The sequence below is a fragment of the Thalassotalea atypica genome (assembly GCF_030295975.1).
Taxonomy (GTDB): domain Bacteria; phylum Pseudomonadota; class Gammaproteobacteria; order Enterobacterales; family Alteromonadaceae; genus Thalassotalea_F; species Thalassotalea_F atypica.
The window spans coordinates 3,366,611-3,384,597 of sequence record NZ_AP027364.1 but is presented as its reverse complement, the minus strand read 5'-3'; the positions used below and the strand labels follow the sequence as shown (position 1 = coordinate 3,384,597).

Genomic DNA, 17,987 nt, shown 5'->3' with positions numbered 1-17,987 from the left:
GAGAAACCTACATGTTAAAATTTAAGCCAAGCAAAGTGACACTTGCCATGCTTTCTACCGGTCTAATGGCCGTTAGTGCACCTATGTACGCTTATGCTGCTGAAGAACAAGCGGCAGAAAGCGAAATTGAAGTCATTGAAGTTAAAGGCTTCCGTGGCAGTATTGTTGAATCTATCAACACAAAACGATTTTCATCGGAAGTTGTAGAGTCAATTTCTGCTGAAGACATTGGTAAATTACCTGACTCATCTATTGCTGAATCAATTGCTCGTCTACCAGGCCTTGCTGCACAGCGCTTAGATGGTCGCGCAAGTCGCGTAAGTATTCGTGGTTTTGGTGAGAACGAAAGTGGTACAACATTCAATGGCCGTGAGCAAGTGTCAATCAGTGACAACCGCGGTGTTGAGTTTGACCTTTACCCATCAGAAATTATGGGCGGTGTTACGGTATACAAAACGCCAAGTGCTAGCTTAGAAGCTGAAGGTATTGCCGGTATCATCGACATGCAAACCATTAAACCGCTTAGCCAAGATGAGCGAGTGATACAGTTTAATGGACAATACGAACAAACAAGCTTCGATAAATTAAACCCTGATGGAAACGATGATGGTTTCCGCGGCACGTTTTCATACTTAGATAAATTTGCAGATGACACTGTCGGTGTAGCATTTGCTTATACAACTATGAGCTCTCCAAACCAAGAGAAGCGTTGGAACTCATGGGGTTACCCAACATTTACCTATGAAGATGGCTCAGAAGGGTCAATCTTAGGTGGCGCTAAGCCATTCGTTCGTTCTTCTACATTAGAACGTGATTCAGCGATGTTAGTCATTGAAGCGGCACCAAGCGACAATTTACACATGACATTTGATGCTTTGTACGTAGATTTCACAGATGAGAAAATCTTACGTGGTATCGAAGTACCATTTGCTTGGGGTCAAGGTTCTATCTCTGCAGATACGGCCATCATTGATCCTGAAACAGGTTTTGTTTCTTCAGCAATCACTGAAGGTCAGCGTGTTGTTGTTCGTAATGACTACGAAGAACGTGATGCTGAAATGACTGCGTTAGGTTTCAACTTAAAATACGATGTTGCAGAAACATGGTCATTAGAATTTGATGCAAGTTACTCGCAAGTTGACCGTAAAATTTGGTCAATGGAAAGCTACGCAGGTACTGGCCGCGGTAATGACCGTGGTGTAGCTGATAACATCGGTTATACCTTTGATGGTGGTAACACAGGCGCTACCTTCTCTCATGAACTTGACTATAGCGATTATAATCTAATTCAATTAGGCGGTCCTTTATCATGGGGCTGGTCTTCTGCACTTAACGACAAGTACGGCGTTACTGGCACAGAATACGAAAATCAATTACAAGACGGTTTCTTAAACACGCCTTCTATTGACGATGAACTTACGTCGCTTAAATTAGCGGCAACTAAAGAAATTGAAAGCGATTACGTTACCGAAATTAAATTTGGTGTTTCATACCGTGAACGTGAGAAGCAAAAAAAATCTGACGGTTTCTTCTTAACACTTTCTTCATTCAACTACCCGAACAACCCTGGCATGATGGCTGTACCTGAAGCTTATCGCCAAGGTTCTGTTGATTTAGGCTTTATCGGCATGGGCGATATGATTGCTTATGACTCAAAAGGTCTAGTTGACGATGGTTACTACGATTTATTATCGGAAGCGTTAACAAACACGAGCCATGCAACAAAATCTTGGAAGGTGAAGGAAGAAGTAACTTCCGCCTTTATCCAAGCAAACTTGGACATGGAACTAGGCGGCTTCCCTGTAACGGGTAATGTTGGTTTACGTTATGTACACACAGATCAATCGTCACAAGGTAATGCGTTTAACACGGTTGACGGCGTAGTTGTTACTTCACCGACAAACATTAGCCATGATTACTCGCACGTTTTACCAAGTTTGAACTTGTCACTGAAAGTTGATGATGACCAAACCGTACGTTTCGGCGCGGCGAAGACTATTTCACGTGCACGTTTAGATGAGATGAATGCATCGATTAGCGGTACTTACAATCAAATTCCTGATGACAACGGTAATAACTGGTCAGTTAGTGGCGGTAACCCAGAGCTAGAGCCAAAAGAAGCGTTGGGTCTTGATTTAACATACGAGAACTATTTCTCTGATGAAGGTTACTTCTCAACAGCTATCTTCTGGAAAGACCTAGACGAGTGGATTTTTGACGGTACTTATGAAGTTGATATGGCTGGTGTTGCTGACCCATTAACTGGTGAAATCCCAGCGAACCCAACAGCGACTGGCTCAGGTAAAGTCAATGGCGGTGGCGGCACACTTTGGGGCTATGAAATCTCAATTACTTTCCCATTCAAGATGATTGACGAAAGCCTTGACGGTTTCGGTATCATTGCAAGTCACACAGGTATTGAAGACGATATTGAAGATCAAAATGGTAATGAGTATGAGTTACCCGGTCTATCAGATACGATTCAAAACGTAACCGCTTACTACGAGAAAAACGGTTTCCAAGCGCGTGTTAGCATGCGTAAACGTAGTGATTTTAAAGGTGATGTTTACGGTTTAGGTTTTGATACTCAACAAGTTGATATTGAAGGTGAAACAATCGTTGATGCTCAAATCGGTTATGACTTTGGTGAAGGTGGTCATGAGAGCTTAGAAGGGTTATCGGTATTCTTCCAAGCGCAAAATATCACTGAAGAGCCGTTCACTTCATACCAAGGTGACAGCGATTTACAGGTACGTGATTACCAAGATTACGGTAGTACTTACTTGTTAGGTTTCAGCTACAAGCTTTAATCTAAAAACTAAAGTATGAAGCCCTTGTAAACTTATCAATTGGTAGGCTTGCAGGGGTTTTTTTATTTAAATTACCTAAACAATAAACCTTGTTTAACTGTATCTGTGTAATTAAGTTGGTTATAACGTTAATGATCTAATGGATTTATGGTATCTACGCTAATAAAGGGCATCGAATGAAACAAGATAAAATTCAAAACGTAGTGATTGCCGGTGGCGGAACGGGTGGCTGGATCACCGCGGCACTTATGGTCAAAGTATTGGGTAAAACCGTAAATATTACATTAGTTGAGTCAGATGATATTGGCATTATTGGAGTGGGTGAAGCCACCATTCCTCCGATCATTCCTTTTAATAATGCGTTAGGTATCAGTGAACGTGATTTTTTAAAAGCGACTAAAGGTACTTTAAAGCTCGGTATTGAATTTGAAAACTGGAAGCAACAAGGGGATAAATATATGCACGCCTTTGGTGGCATAGGAAAGAACTTTCCCTTTTGTGATTTCTATCATTTCTGGATTAGAGCGCAGCAAATGGGTGATAGCTCAGAGTTTGGTGAATACTCACTGAATTACCAAGCCGCGAAAAGCGATAAATTTGGCAAAATGAACCACATTGAAGGCACTAATTTGTCTGGTATTGAGTACGCTTATCACTTTGATGCTGGCTTATATGCAAAGTTCTTACGTGAGCATTGTGAAAAACAAGGTGTTAAACGTATTGAAGGCATTATTAATCAGGTACACCTTAATGATGAAAATGGTTATGTTTCCTCACTGAAGTTAGAAAATGGTACTCGTATTGACGGTGATTTATTTGTTGATTGTACCGGATTAAAAGCGCTACTGATTGAAGGTGCGTTAAGCACAGGTTTTGATGATTGGTCACATTGGTTGCCGTGCAATAAAGCGGTTGCCGTGCCGTGTGAGTCGACTGAAACCATACGCCCCTATACACAATCTATTGCTCATGAGTGTGGCTGGCAATGGCGTATTCCATTGCAGCATCGCATTGGTAATGGCCTCGTCTATTCAAGTAAGCACATGAGTGATGAACAAGCGATTGAAAAGCTGTTAAATAACATCGATGGCAAGCCGCTGGCCGATCCACGTGTGATCCCATTTAAAACTGGCCGCCGTCGCAAACAGTGGAATAAAAATGTTATTGCTATTGGGCTATCAAGTGGCTTTTTTGAGCCATTAGAGTCCACCAACATCCACTTAATTCAAAGTGCAGCGACCAGATTAATGAAGTTCTTTCCTCACAATGGCATTAAGGACGTGGAAGTTGAAGAGTTCAATCGCCAGTCACAAATCGAATCAGAGCGAATGCGAGATTTTATCATTTTGCATTATAAACAAAATCAGCGCGATGACACTGAATTTTGGCGAGCTTGTCAACGCATGGACGTGCCAGAGACATTGACAAAGAAAATGGAACTGTTTGAGCAGTCCGGAAAAATTTTCCGAGAGCAAGATGAGCTATTCACGGAAATTGCGTGGCAACAAGTGATGATTGGGCAAGGGCTAGTACCTAAAGATTATCATCCTCTTGTCGACTCATTGTCGAAAGAACAACTGTCAGAGTTGATGGAGAATTTAAAAACGCTGATTAATCGAAGTGTGGATAAGTTGCCGAGTCACAACGAATTTTTAAATAACATTTAAGCTCATGACAATAGCAAAGACGCGGTGCCTGCGCTCTTTGCTTTCCTACTCTTAGAACTCTTCTAATACTCTCGTGCTGAATACGTATGCAGCGCGTTGAGACTGCATTGATAACTGCGTAACGTCAATAATTCAGCAGCGCTCAATCAATAAAATAACAACAGAGCGTTTCAAAATACAATAAAGTAAGTGAGAATTTATGTTATCAATGCAGCAGCGTTTGGCTAAGCGTTTTTATATGCTATTAAGCTTGCCAGCTACCGCAATGGGTTTTGCGTTATCGGTTCAAATATCCGCGTTAAGCTGGATTTTAACCACTCAGTATGGATTGGATATTCATGAAGTGGGACTAGTTTGGGCAGCGGGGCCGATAGCCGGAATTTTAGGGCAATTGATCATCGGTATTGTCAGTGACAACGTCTGGTTTTGGAACGGGCGTCGCCGACCATTTATCCTAATTGGCGGTGTTCTGGCAGGCATGATGTTATTGGCGCTACCCAATATTGATATCGTATCGGCACAGTTAGGTATTACCGGGCTACTAGGTGTTGCCATTGCTGTAGCCTTGACCTTGGATTTATCAATAAATGTTAGCTTTAACCCAACACGCGCCATTATTGCCGATGTAACACCAGAAGGGGAGGAACGCACCAAAGGTTACACTTGGATGCAAACGGTTTCTGGTAGTTTTGGTGTTTTAGCTTATGCGATAGGCGCTGTGTGGGGTAACTATGCGTTAATTTACACGGGGGCCGTGTTGGTCTTTTTTCTTTCGATTATTCCACCTTTTTTTGTTACCGAGCCAAAAACTCTTACAATTAGTGAAAACCACAGCCACAAGAAAATCAATAGCAAAGAAATCCTACAGAACATTAGGCCGCTGTGGGGGTTTTTAATTTACGACATATACGCCATAGGCTTGCAAATTTCTGGGATGAAAACTGATCACTACTGGGCTGAAATTGTTGCTGGTGTGATCACGTTAATACTTGTGGTGCAAACCATGAGCGCAAAAGAGCAGCCGCATTTGGCAACCAACAAAACGGGCTTTGCTAAAGTACTGGCCGCCCATTCGTTTAGTTGGATTGGCGTACAAACCATGTTTGTTTTCATCTTTGCCTTTTTACAAGACAAAATGCCAGCGGTTAATGATGATGAGCTAGGAAAAATAATCGCCACCAGTTTTCTGGTGTTAAGCGCCGTTGCGGCGTTTTTCCCTGCACTAATCTTAGAGCCGTTAGCGAAGAAAGTCGGGCGCATAAAAGTACACACCTACTGTATTGCGTCGATGGCATTTGGTTATGGCTTGGTAGCGCTATATGGCGCGGATAAAACCAACTTGTTACTGTTGATGGCACTACTTGGTATTGGTTGGTCTGCGATCATAAGTTTACCGTTTGCGATCATGTCTGAAAAAGTTGAACAAAGCCGCATGGGCCTTTACATGGGCTTATTTAATTTGTCCGTAGTGTTGCCACAATTGCTGGTTAGTTTAGGTGTTGGTTTGTTCATCAATAAAGTCGCTGATAAAGGACTCGTGTTCCAAGTCAGCGCGATTTCACTGGCCATTTCTGCACTCGTTTGGACTCAAGTTAAAGAAAACCGCTCACCGAAGTGAACATAAATTGAGCACAAATGAACGCTATGGCGTTCATTTGTAACACCATATGTTTAGCTATTGTTTTATAGAAATATTTTTGTAGAATTCGCCGCTCACTTTTATCCATGTTGGGTAATTAGTGCGTTTTCGAATCTTAAAAGGATATTATTATGTTTAAAAAAAGTGCGATAGCAATGCTGGTTCTATCTCTTCCTTTAACTGCTTCTGCAAATTGGTCATTAGGCGGCGGTTACATCAACTTGTCTGATGACAGTGACGGGATTGATATCTCTCTTGGTGGTTTATATGGTTCTGCTGCATACAAGTACCAGTTGGACAATAAAAAATTCTCTATTGTTCCAGAGCTAAGATTAGGTACCGGTGTTTCCGATGATACGGTACACGGCGTTGATGTTGAGCTAGAGCGTTTTATTGCGCTTTCAGTAAAAGGTCAGTATCAAGTGGATGAGAATATCAATGTCTTTTTCATGCCAAGCTATGCCAATGCGAAACTTAAAGCTTCTTACAATGGCCACAGTGAATCAGATGATGATTGGGAATTCGGCGTTGGCGCGGGCTTAGGTTATGCGTTTAATGAAAAAGCAGAAGCTATTGTCTCTTATGAGCAATTTGATGATACAGACGTGTTTTCGGTTGGCTTTTCAGTAAGCTTCTAAATGTCTGGTAACTCATAGCATGAAGTTAAAAGGGAGCTATTGCTCCCTTTTTAGTACGGTAAATTAAGCCAGATTGGTTTAGTTAATTTGATATATCGCGACACTTAATGGGGCAAGTTTAAGTAAAACTGATCCTGCTTGATTCACCAGTGATGAGCTTTGACTTGCATAAAGTTCGTCTGTTTTGGCAATCGCTAGATTCAACTGCTGCTGATGAGCCTTCATGTCCGTGTTAAATGCCACTAACACTTGCTCCCCCGTCGATAGGGTACGAGTCACAGCAAAAATACCCGGCTGTGCAGACGAGAAAATCACGTCCTGCTCGCCATGGCGTAATTCAGGGTAAGTTAAATAAATACTAGCGAAATCAGAAAAAGCTTTATACAAGATATTGCTTTGATCAAAATTATCATCCGCTGTACTTTGCTGCGAGCCGACAAGCACGTCATCATTAAAACTTGCAACATGTGATGGCATCATGTCCTGTCTTGAGTCATGGTTGCCACCGTCGCCAACAAAGCCTTGCTCATCACCATAATATACAACGGGAATGCCACGCAAAAAGTACATCATGGCGTGGGCCAATGTGAATCTTTGTGTTATTTCTGATTCACTGAACTGCTGTTCACTGTTTCTCAACATCCAAGCAAAGCGTCCCATGTCATGATTGCCGACAAAGTTAAGGAGTTGATTGGCATTGCTGTCTTCATCGTTGTACTTATGATCGTTAGCAAATAATTGCGCTAGTTTGTCAGTCCCTTGGTTATCTACTAATACGTCTTTAACGGCGCCTTGAAAGCCAAAATCGAGTACAGATTGCATTTTTCCTGTTGTAGTAAATTTGCTGAGTACATCGCTATTACCGTCGTAAACTTCACCAAACATGAAAAACTCTGGTAAGCCTTGTGCAAGTGCATGAACATGAAGTGCTGGCGCAAATGACTGCCAAAATTCAATGTTGACGTGTTTTACCGTGTCGATTCTAAAACCATCAGGTTTAAATTCATCGATGATATTTTTGAAGATATCAATCATACCGGCTACTACGCGAGGGTCGTCCGTATTAATATCATCTAACCCAAAAAAGTCACCGTAGATTGAGTTTTCACCTTCGAAAGTCGAGTCGCCTTGGTTGTGGTAGTACTGCGTTTCGTTTAACCAAACGGGGGTTTTGACGCCTTCTGAACCTTTTGGTAACACTGTTGTATAGGTATCTCCATTGGCTTGTTGTGCAAGGGTTTTATAAGGACATAACTCGCCACCTTCTGACCAGCCTGCGCCGTCTTCACCATGACATTCGGCGTATTTGATCACATCCGCCGTGTGATTGGTGATGATGTCGAAATATACTTTAATGTTTTGCTCATGTGAGGCATCAATAAAGGATTTTAAGTCGGCATTGGTGCCTAAGTGTGGATCTATTTCGGTGAAGTCGAGTACCCAATAGCCATGATAGCCAGAAATATCTCCTTGTACTGCTTGATTGCGTAAAATCGGTGTTAGCCATATTGCAGTAATACCCATGTCTTTTAAATAAGGTAGCTTCTGTTCAAGCCCTCTAATATCACCACCGTGATAGGCTGCTGCATGGCTTTTGTTAAAGCCACCTTGTGATAATTTGATGGTTTTAGAGCCATTGTCATTTTCGGTATCGCCATTGTGAAAGCGATCTGGCAAGACAAAATAAAACACCTCATCTTGAACATCACGATTGAGGTAGTGAGGCAAGTCGGCCGCTGTTTTTTTAGTAACAGCAGGTGCTGTATTTACTGAAGGTGCTTGTACGGGGTCAGTTGGGTTCGCTGTATTTGATTCTGAGCCACATCCTGATAGAAAAAGAGTGACCCCGATGGCGGCTGAACTCAAAAGTTTTTTGTTAATTATTGTCATAATGCACTTATTGTAATTATTGTAATTATTGTAATTATTGTCTTGTTGTTTGGAAAGTTGCTGCCAGTAATGGCTAATGGCAGCAACACTGTTGTAAATTATGAAAGCTATTGGTTGTCACTGCCTTTAGGGCGGTATTGATTCATCACTTTGCCAAGCGAGACGACAGAATCAGCATGCGTAAATTCTTCTACCGATACTGGTAGCTTTTGACGCCAGTTAGGGTGTTCATCAATAGTGCCTGGAATATTCACTTGTTCTTTAATTTCTAAAGCATCTTCTATTGGAATGAGCTGAATTCTACTTGGCGCCATTGCTAGGTATTTTTGCACGGACAAAGACAGTTCTTGATTCATTGTTGCAGGTGATTGCTCTGGTGCATTCGCCATGTCAATAACGCCAACGTCATCAAGAGCAGCAATAAGATTTTGGCGATCACTGATCCGGGCTTGACGATCGTTTACACCCATTTCTTCATTTGGGTACAAGTTGAGTTGTTGGCGCCATTCAAGGTCTCTTCCTGTCCACCATCCGGCGAGAGTGGGTAAGTCATGCGTTGATACAGTAACCATTGACAGCTCTGGGTACATTTCTGGGCGCATAAATAAACCTGATTCCCACGTTTCAAAGTAAAGAACTTTGTATGAAAGCAAGCCTGCGTTTTGCATGATTTCGCCAAAACCGTCAGGTACCGTGCCTAAATCTTCACCAATTACAACGCATTGATTGCGGCGTGACTCTAACGCGATGATGCGTAAAATATCTTGCAGTGGGAAGGTGATAAACACACCTTGGTCGGCTTTCATACCAGGGGCAACCCAGTATTGGCGCATTAGCCCTAAAATGTGATCAATGCGCAGTGCTCCAGCATATTGCATATTTGACCTTAACGCCTTAACAAGTGGCATATAGCCTTGCTTTTGCAGAGCAACCGGATTGATTGGCGTTAGTCCCCAATCTTGTCCTAAGGTATTTAATAAATCAGGTGGTGCGCCAACAGCTGCTCCAGCAACATACACGTCTTTATCTGACCACACATCTACGCCAGATCCGTCACAACCAACCGCTAAATCTAAGTACAAGCCTACTGGCATACCACTCTCTTTAGTGGTATCACTGGCCGCTTTTAGTTGTCGGTGGGCCAGCCACTGAAGGTAAGCAAAATATTCGATGCGCTCAGCGTTGTCTTGTTGAAATGCTTTTACTTCATTACTTTTTGGGTCTTGATAGGCTTGCGGCCATGTCTTCCAGCCAAAAGCATTATAATCGACCTGCCTAAAGTGCTCGTACAAGGCATCAAAGGTGGCATGCTGTAGCAGGTCATCTCCGTGCGATGCTTTAAAAGCATCAAATTCTTTATGATTATCGTTATTCGACTGTTTAATGAAATGGCTAAACAAGATTTCTAATACTTGATATTTCAGCTCTGCAACACCAACGTAATCAACCAGCTCTGTTGATTTAACGGCAATAACTTTTTCCTTAAACGCTATACTGTTAACCCGTTTTTGTGCCACTTTACATTCATCAAAATTAGGTGCCGCAGTAACGTCAATATAGTGGGTGTTGAGAAAACAACGGCTCATTGGCGAGTAAGGACTGCAGTGCGCTGGGTTATTTTGATAAAGTGGGTGTAGTGGGTTTAACCCAATGGCACTGGCACCTTGCGTCGCTGTGTTTTTGATTAATTGTTTTAGGTCGCCATAATCGCCCATTCCCCAGTTTTTCTCACTGGTTAATGAATATAATTGCGCTGCATAGCCCCACATTTTGAAATCTGCAACTTCTTGTGGGCTGTAACAGGTTTTAGGGGCGAATATTAGCGGACAACTGTCCACAATATCACCTAAGGTCACCGTGATATTATGGTAACCGTCGACTAGCTTAGGCAGTTTTAAATTGAATTTATTAAATTGAGCATCATCAAACTTGGCATATTCAAGGTGATGTAAATCAGCGATTGTTTGATTGCCTGATAGTGATTCACCGTGCTCTGTTTCAATTGTCCATGAGATATAATCGGCGACATCAGATTTGACGCTCAGTGTTAAATAGTGATCGTGTTCTTCACTGTAAGCGATATGCGATGGTGGCAGCATTTTACGCCAAGATTGTTCTTTTAATTCAACAATACTCTGGGTTAGTGCGGCATCATCGTCGATATTGTAGCCCATTGCGGCCAACAGTGCCTGACGTGCATCGTCGCGTGCATAGACTTGATTGCCAAACGCATCGGTATAGCTAGCATGAAAGCCGACTAGCTCTGCTAGTTGTTCAATTAAACTCATGATTGGTTTTCTCTTTGATGTGAACAATAAGGTGAATGGTTGTAACTCAACAACATTAATGAATGCTCAGCGACTTGAATATCAATAAGTTGAGTCTCATGAATGTCCTGTGGTAAATCTTGATTGGCGGTGTTAATCAAAATGTGCCAATCACCATCTAGTGTTGGTAATGTAAACTGAACGCCATGTTGGTGAGCATTAAAAATAACAATAATGGCATCGCTACTAATCGTACTCTGATCGCGACTTTGTTCAGTATTCTCGTGTTCTGTTTCAGCTAATAGCATGGCAAAGCATTTTCCTTCGCCATTGTGCCAATCCTTCTCTGTCATGGGTTTTCCATCGCTGTTAAGCCAGGCGATATCATGTAATCCGGTCTTAGCTGACACGGTTAATCCGTGGGTATAATTTGTCCTGTTAAGTAACGGGTGATCTTTTCGCAATTGTATGAGCGATTTAACGAATGCCAAAAGAGAGCTATCTTTGTTTTGCCAGTCGATCCACGTAATAGGGTTATCTTGGCAATAGGCATTATTGTTGCCATGCTGACTATTTGATAACTCGTCGCCCGCAAGCAGCATTGGCGTGCCTTGTGCAATCATTAAGGTTGCAAGCAAATTTCTTTTTTGTTGAGCCCTTAACTGGTTAACGCTGTTGTTATCGGTTTCACCTTCGGTGCCAAAATTGGCGCTGTAGTTACTGCCATGACCATCGGCGTTGTCTTCACCGTTGGCGTGATTGTGTCGCTGCTCATAGGTGACTAGGTCATGCAGGGTGAAACCATCATGTGAGGTGATGAAGTTAACACTTGAACTTGGGCGGCGACTTTTTTGCTCGAAAAGATCAGACGATCCATGCAGTCGTTGAGCAAATTCAGGAGACATGCCATTGTCGCCTCGCCAAAATCGACGTATGGTATCTCTGAACCTATCATTCCATTCTAGCCATGACTTAGGGAAGCGCCCTAATTGATAGCCGCCTTCACCGATGTCCCAAGGTTCAGCGATAAGCTTGACTCTCGATAACACTGGATCTTGCCTAAGCACACTGAAAAAGTGACTTTTAGTTGAAAAATGGGGGGTTTGACGTCCAAGAATAGGTGCTAAATCGAAACGAAAGCCATCAACTCCCATTATTTCAACCCAATACCTTAAACTGTCGACTACCATTTGCAGCACACGCGGATGTTCAATATTCAAGGTGTTACCGCAGCCTGAATAATTATAATAAAAACGATGATCATCTTCGGTGAGTCGATAATAGCTGGCATTGTCTATGCCGCGGAAACTTAATGTTGGGCCAAGCTCATTGCCTTCTGCTGTATGGTTGAACACTACGTCTAAAATGACTTCGATGTTCGCTTGATGAAATCTCTCGACACAACGTTTAAATTCAGCTACATCACCGCTAGCATTGTAGTTTGCTTGTGGCGTGAAAAAATTAATGCTGTTATAGCCCCAATAGTTACTTAGCCCTTTTTGTTTAACAAACGATTCATCAAAGAAAGTGTGTACTGGGAGCAGTTCAACACAGGTAACGCCTAGCTCTGTGAGGTAACCAATGACACAGTCATCGGTTAACGCGGCAAATGTGCCTTGGATGTTTTCCTTGATGCTTGGATGAGTCTTGGTAAATCCTTTGACATGCATCTCGTAGACTGTAGTATCTCTGCGATGAATAAGCGGGTGAGTTGTGCACTTGTCTAAAGGCTGGCAAACAACGGCTTTTGGAAGGTACGGAGCATTGTCCCTTATATCAAGCGTAAGGTCTTTTTGTTGGCTGCTTTGGTCATAGCTTAAATGCGTATCGGAATGAATAAATTCACCCAAAAGCTTTTTAGCGTATGGGTCCAATAATAATTTGCTGGCATTAAAACGATGTCCTTGGTGGGGTGAGAAAGGTCCATGAACGCGATAACCATATAAGGTACCAACGGGCAACTTTTCTATGTGTCCGTGCCACACGTCGTCGGTAAATTCAGGTAAGGTGATGCGTTGAATTTCAATTTGACCTGATGCATCAAATATACACAGCTCTACTTTTTCTGCATTAGCTGAAAATAACGCAAAGTTTACGCCAGTATCTGTTGGTGTTGAGCCCAACGGAAATGAACGACCTGAAGTTGCTTGATAAGTAGTCTGCATTATAAAAGGCTCTATGACTCCAGAACAAAAATCACAGTACTTAGCGGTGGTACCGTAATGTTGATACTGTTTTCTTGGCCTTGATATGTGACGTTTTGCGTGTGTACGCCACCTAAATTACCTTGATTAGAGCCGCCGTAAACGTCAGCATCGGTGTTAATAATTTCTTTATAAAATCCTGCCTCTGGTGCTCCTACATTAAAGTGATGATGTACTTGCGGAGTGAAGTTACAAATCACAATCGCTGGTGGTTGTTCTTCATTACCATGACGAATAAATGCATAAATGGATTGCTGCGCGTTGTCATGATCTAGCCAGGTAAACCCTGTTGCCTCACAATCTTTTTGATGTAGAGCAGGGGTATTGCTATAAACGTGATTTAAATCTTTAACTAAGGTTTGTACACCTTGATGGTTTGCTTGTTCCAGCTGGTGCCAGTCAAGTGCAGCATCAAAATTCCACTCTTTGCTTTGGCCAAACTCACAGCCCATAAACAATAGTTTCTTACCCGGATGTGCCCACATGAATCCATAATAAGCACGAAGATTGGCAAATTTTTGCCACGTATCTCCTGGCATACGGTCTAGAATGGAGCCTTTTCCATGCACAACTTCATCGTGACTGAGTGGCAGTATGAAATTTTCATCAAATGCATAAACCAGCCCGAAACTGAGTTCATTGTGGTGGTATTGACGATGCACTGACTCACGCTTCATATAACTTAATGAGTCGTTCATCCAGCCCATGTTCCATTTGTAACCAAAACCTAAACCACCCATGTCTGTTGGCTTTGACACACCTGGCCATGAGGTTGACTCTTCAGCTACTGAGAATGTGCCGGGATATTCACGGTATAACTCTTCATTGAATCGTTGTAAAAAAGCGACCGCTTCTAAATTTTCTCGTCCGCCGTCTTTATTTGGGATCCATTCATCGGCTTTGCGGCTGTAATCCAAATAGAGCATGGACGCAACGGCATCAACACGAATACCGTCAACATGAAATTTCTCTAACCAATGCAATGCACTGGCTCGTAGAAAATTGGCAACTTCAACGCGCCCATAGTTGTAGATCAGGGTATTCCAGTCTGGATGAAAACCTTGTCTCGGATCTTCATGTTCAAAAAGGTGCGTACCATCGAAGGTTGATAAGCCGTGTGGATCGACCGGAAAATGTCCCGGTACCCAGTCAATGAGTACGCCAATATGCGCTTGGTGACATTGGTCAATGAAGTACCGAAAATCGTCTGCGTCACCAAAGCGAGCACTTGGTGCAAATAACCCAACTGGTTGATAACCCCATGAGCCATCGAAAGGAAATTCGCTGACTGGCATCAGCTGAATATGGCTAAAGCCCATTTTGGTTACGTATGGTACAAGCTGATTGGCGATATCACGGTAATTTAGAAATTGATCGTTATTGCCTCGGCGCCATGAGCCTAAATGTACTTCATAAATGCTGATCGCACGATCGCGAGCGTTACGGGCTTGGCGTTGACTAAGCCAAGCATTGTCATGCCAATGATAATCTTTTTGGTTGTTAACGATGGAGGCAGTGTTGGGACGGTACTGCGCTTGTGTGGCATATGGATCGGCTTTTAATGGCAATAAATTGTTGGCGGCATCACGAAGCTCAAACTTATACAAATTTCCTGCATCTAATGACGGAATGAAGAGGTTCCAATAACCACTGTTGTTGACGTTAGCCATAACATGCGTTCTGCCATCCCAGTGATTAAAATCGCCAACTACAGAGACTCTAGAAGCATTCGGCGCCCACACGGAAAATGCAACGCCCATTACGCCTTGATGGTTTATCACATGTGCACCAAGGACGTTGTATGGATGCAAGTGATTACCTTCACCTAGTAAGTGAACATCTAAGTCACTGAGTGTCGAATTGAAGGCATAGCAGTCCTCAATTATCAGGGTCTGTTCTTGTGTGCTGACCTTAAGTAAGTAGTCAAAACGCTTCTTACGACGTAGCTTTTTATAGAATATACCCGCGTCATTTGCCTTGGTTAATTTGGACAGTGATTTTTTGGTTTTTTTGTCAATGATCTCAACAGAACGGGCCAGCGGCTCAAACACCGTCATGGTGAGGTAATCTGAGTCATTATCTGGGTGCAAACCCAAAAGTTTCGCAGGATTAGTATGCCTACCAGCAAGTAACTCATTGATGTCGTGTTCTGTTAATCTCATGACTTGTCCTTAAATAGTTTAACCCCTGCGTAACTAGCAGAGGCTAAAGTCATTTATTATTTTTCCGCACAGGGGGCTAAATGCCAGATATTCTCAACGTAGTCTTGAATCGACCTATCTGAGTTGAATTTCCCCATACATGCCGTATTGAGGATAGCCATTCTTGCCCACCTCGATTGGTCACGATAAGCAATATCAAGCGCCTGATGGGCGTCACTGTATGATTGGAAATCGGCTAACACTAAATAAGGGTCACCGCCGTCGAGTAAGCTATGCTTAATCGCCGACAACTGATAAGGCTGACCTGGGGTAAAGAAGTCGCTGTCTAACCAATCGAGGATTTTTTTCAGTTCAGCATTGGTTTCATAGAAATGATATGGGTTGTAGCCTTGGGCTTTAATGGCTTTAACTTCTTCTACGGTGTTGCCAAAGATAAAGATGTTTTCATTACCGACTTCTTCGGCTATTTCAATGTTCGCACCATCCAAAGTCCCTATAGTAACAGCGCCATTTAAGGCAAGCTTCATGTTGCCTGTACCTGATGCTTCTTTACCGGCAGTTGAAATTTGCTCTGAAACGTCAGCGCCAGGAATAATTTTCTCAGCCAAGCTGATACGATAATTAGGTAAAAATACAACTTTCAACTTACCTTGAATACGCTGGTCACTGTTGATCTTTTCCGCCACTTTATTGATCGCGAAAATAATTTCTTTTGCTAAATGGTATCCAGGGGCAGCTTTGGCGCCAAAGATGAAGACGCGCGGCTGCATGACTAAATTCGGATTTTCAAGCAGACGTGAATATAACGCGAGGATATGCAAGAAGTTCAAATGCTGGCGTTTGTACTCGTGCAGTCGCTTGATTTGCACATCAAAAATAGCATCAGGGCTAACAACAACGCCTGTTAGCTGCTCTATTTCTTTGGCAAGCTCAACTTTGTTTTCACGCTTAATGGCCATGAATTCTTTTTGGAATTTAGGGGTGTCAGCTAGCGCTACTAATTGAGATAAGTTGTTTAAATCTTTTGCCCAATCTTCGTTTACGTGCTTATCAAGCAGTTTTGACAGTTTAGGGTTACAGGCTTTTAACCAACGGCGTGGGGTAATACCGTTGGTGACATTGGTGAGTTTTTCCGGCCAAAGGGCATCAAATTCAGGGAACAAATCTTGTTTGACTAATTTTGAGTGAATCTCGGCAACACCGTTCACTTTATGAGCGGAAACTACACACAAATGAGCCATGCGAACCATACGTTCATGGCCTTCTTCTATTAACGAAAGTTTACGGCGCATTTGAAAATCATGTGGCCACTTTTCATTAACCTCATTGTTCAAAAAGTCTTCATTAATGCGGTAGACGATTTCCAGGTGACGTGGTAGCACTTTCTCAAATAATCGAACTGACCACTTTTCTAAGGCTTCCGGTAACAAGGTGTGGTTGGTGTATGAGAATACTTTCTGGCAGATGGCCCACGATTCATCCCAAGCCATGTCATATTCATCAAGCAATATTCGCATCAGTTCAACAATAGCGATAGTTGGGTGCGTGTCATTGAGCTGAATTGCTGTACTGTCGGTAAATGCTGACCAGTCAATGCCTTGACTACGCTCATGACGAGCAATGATGTCCTTTAAAGAACACGCACAGAAAAAGTATTGTTGAATGAATCGTAACTCTTTACCGGCTTCATGCTCATCTTTTGGATAGAGTACTTTAGAAACAGTTTCCGCACGCACATTGTCTTTTAAAGCATGTATGTAATTTCCATCGCTAAAATGGTCCCAATCAAAAGCTTCTGTCGCTGTGCCTTCCCATAAGCGAAGGACGTTGACGGTCGCTGAGTTATAACCAACAATTGGAATATCCCAAGGCACACCTTTACAATGCGTTTTTGGCTCCCAAATTGATTTTACTGTGCCATCTGCCTGTGTTTCGTGCTTAACGTGACCATACAACGCAATGGTTTGGGCGGCGTCAGGGCGACAAACTTCCCAAGGATTACCAAATTCACGCCACATATCTGGCTCTTCTACTTGGCGGCAGTCTTTAAAGCTTTGCTTGAATAAACCATGTTGATAGTGAATACCGTAACCTGTGGCGGCGTAATCTAAGGTGGCAAGTGAGTCTAAGAAACAGGCTGCCAATCGACCTAAACCACCATTACCTAACGCCAAATCTGCGCCTTGTTCACATAAGTCACTTAACTCATGCCCTAAGTCTCGGACCGCGGCTTCAGCTGCTTCATATACCCCAAGGTTATGTAAGTTATTCGACAGCATGCGCCCCATAAGATACTCAAGCGATAAATAGTTAACACTGCGAGCGTTAGCCGATTGTTGTCGCGCTTTAGTTGCTTGCAGTTTTTCAACGACGATATCGTTGATGGCAAGACTGGTCGCTTTCCAATAGGCTTCCTTGTTTTGGTTATCTGTTACATCATCTAATGTAAAATTCAAATGATGCTTAATGCGCTTTGTTAACTCGGCTTTCGTAATTTTGGTCAATGCCATAATGGGCTCTTTTTAGTCAATGTAATTCAGGTTGGCTGTATACAGACGCGCAAATGGTAGAAACTTGCTTAATCGTTATTTGTATTCGCTAACCTACGATCGCTTTTATTTATTGTTTTAGAATTATGCGGCACTGACTAAATTGAGCAATAATCTACATACGTATGCATGCTCAATAGTTCGCTAATTTTCCATGCATA

General features: G+C 42.5%; 9 protein-coding genes. 4 read left to right on the top strand and 5 right to left on the bottom strand.

Going from position 1 to position 17,987, the window contains the following annotated elements:
- Positions 1 to 65: 65 nt before the first annotated feature.
- The 4 genes from QUE03_RS15480 to QUE03_RS15465 all read left to right on the top strand — a co-directional run bounded on the left by QUE03_RS15480 (position 66) and on the right by QUE03_RS15465 (position 6,754).
- Entirely contained in the window at positions 66 to 2,810 is a 2,745-nt protein-coding gene (locus QUE03_RS15480; protein WP_434020211.1) for a TonB-dependent receptor, read from the top strand.
- A gap of 176 nt (positions 2,811 to 2,986) precedes the next feature.
- Positions 2,987 to 4,477, top strand: coding sequence for a tryptophan halogenase family protein (locus QUE03_RS15475; protein WP_286262848.1), 1,491 nt, complete (start codon positions 2,987 to 2,989; stop codon positions 4,475 to 4,477).
- Positions 4,478 to 4,676: 199 nt separating this feature from the next.
- The gene (locus QUE03_RS15470; protein WP_286262847.1) at positions 4,677 to 6,095 is read left to right on the top strand and encodes an MFS transporter; all 1,419 of its coding nucleotides are present in this window, start codon (positions 4,677 to 4,679) and stop codon (positions 6,093 to 6,095) included.
- Between the two features lie 152 nt (positions 6,096 to 6,247).
- Positions 6,248 to 6,754 (top strand): porin family protein, encoded by a 507-nt coding sequence (locus QUE03_RS15465; protein ID WP_286262846.1) that lies wholly within the window; start codon positions 6,248 to 6,250, stop codon positions 6,752 to 6,754.
- Positions 6,755 to 6,832: 78 nt separating this feature from the next.
- Here the strand turns inward: QUE03_RS15465 and QUE03_RS15460 are convergent, their stop codons facing one another.
- The 5 genes from QUE03_RS15460 to QUE03_RS15440 form a co-directional block, all read right to left on the bottom strand.
- Entirely contained in the window at positions 6,833 to 8,644 is a 1,812-nt protein-coding gene (locus QUE03_RS15460) for an alpha-amylase family glycosyl hydrolase (RefSeq protein ID WP_286262845.1), read from the bottom strand.
- Positions 8,645 to 8,751: 107 nt separating this feature from the next.
- Positions 8,752 to 10,932 (bottom strand): 4-alpha-glucanotransferase, encoded by a 2,181-nt coding sequence (malQ, locus tag QUE03_RS15455; RefSeq protein ID WP_286262844.1) that lies wholly within the window; start codon positions 10,930 to 10,932, stop codon positions 8,752 to 8,754.
- Complete coding sequence (gene glgX / locus QUE03_RS15450; RefSeq protein WP_286262843.1) at positions 10,929 to 13,076, bottom strand: glycogen debranching protein GlgX; 2,148 nt, start codon at positions 13,074 to 13,076, stop codon at positions 10,929 to 10,931. Before glgX ends, malQ begins: the two co-directional genes overlap by 4 nt.
- 11 nt (positions 13,077 to 13,087) lie before the next feature.
- Positions 13,088 to 15,277, bottom strand: a complete 2,190-nt coding sequence (glgB, locus tag QUE03_RS15445) for a 1,4-alpha-glucan branching protein GlgB (RefSeq protein ID WP_286262842.1) — start codon at positions 15,275 to 15,277, stop codon at positions 13,088 to 13,090.
- Positions 15,278 to 15,333: 56 nt separating this feature from the next.
- Entirely contained in the window at positions 15,334 to 17,787 is a 2,454-nt protein-coding gene (locus tag QUE03_RS15440) for a glycogen/starch/alpha-glucan phosphorylase (RefSeq protein ID WP_286262841.1), read from the bottom strand.
- Positions 17,788 to 17,987 lie beyond the last annotated feature (200 nt).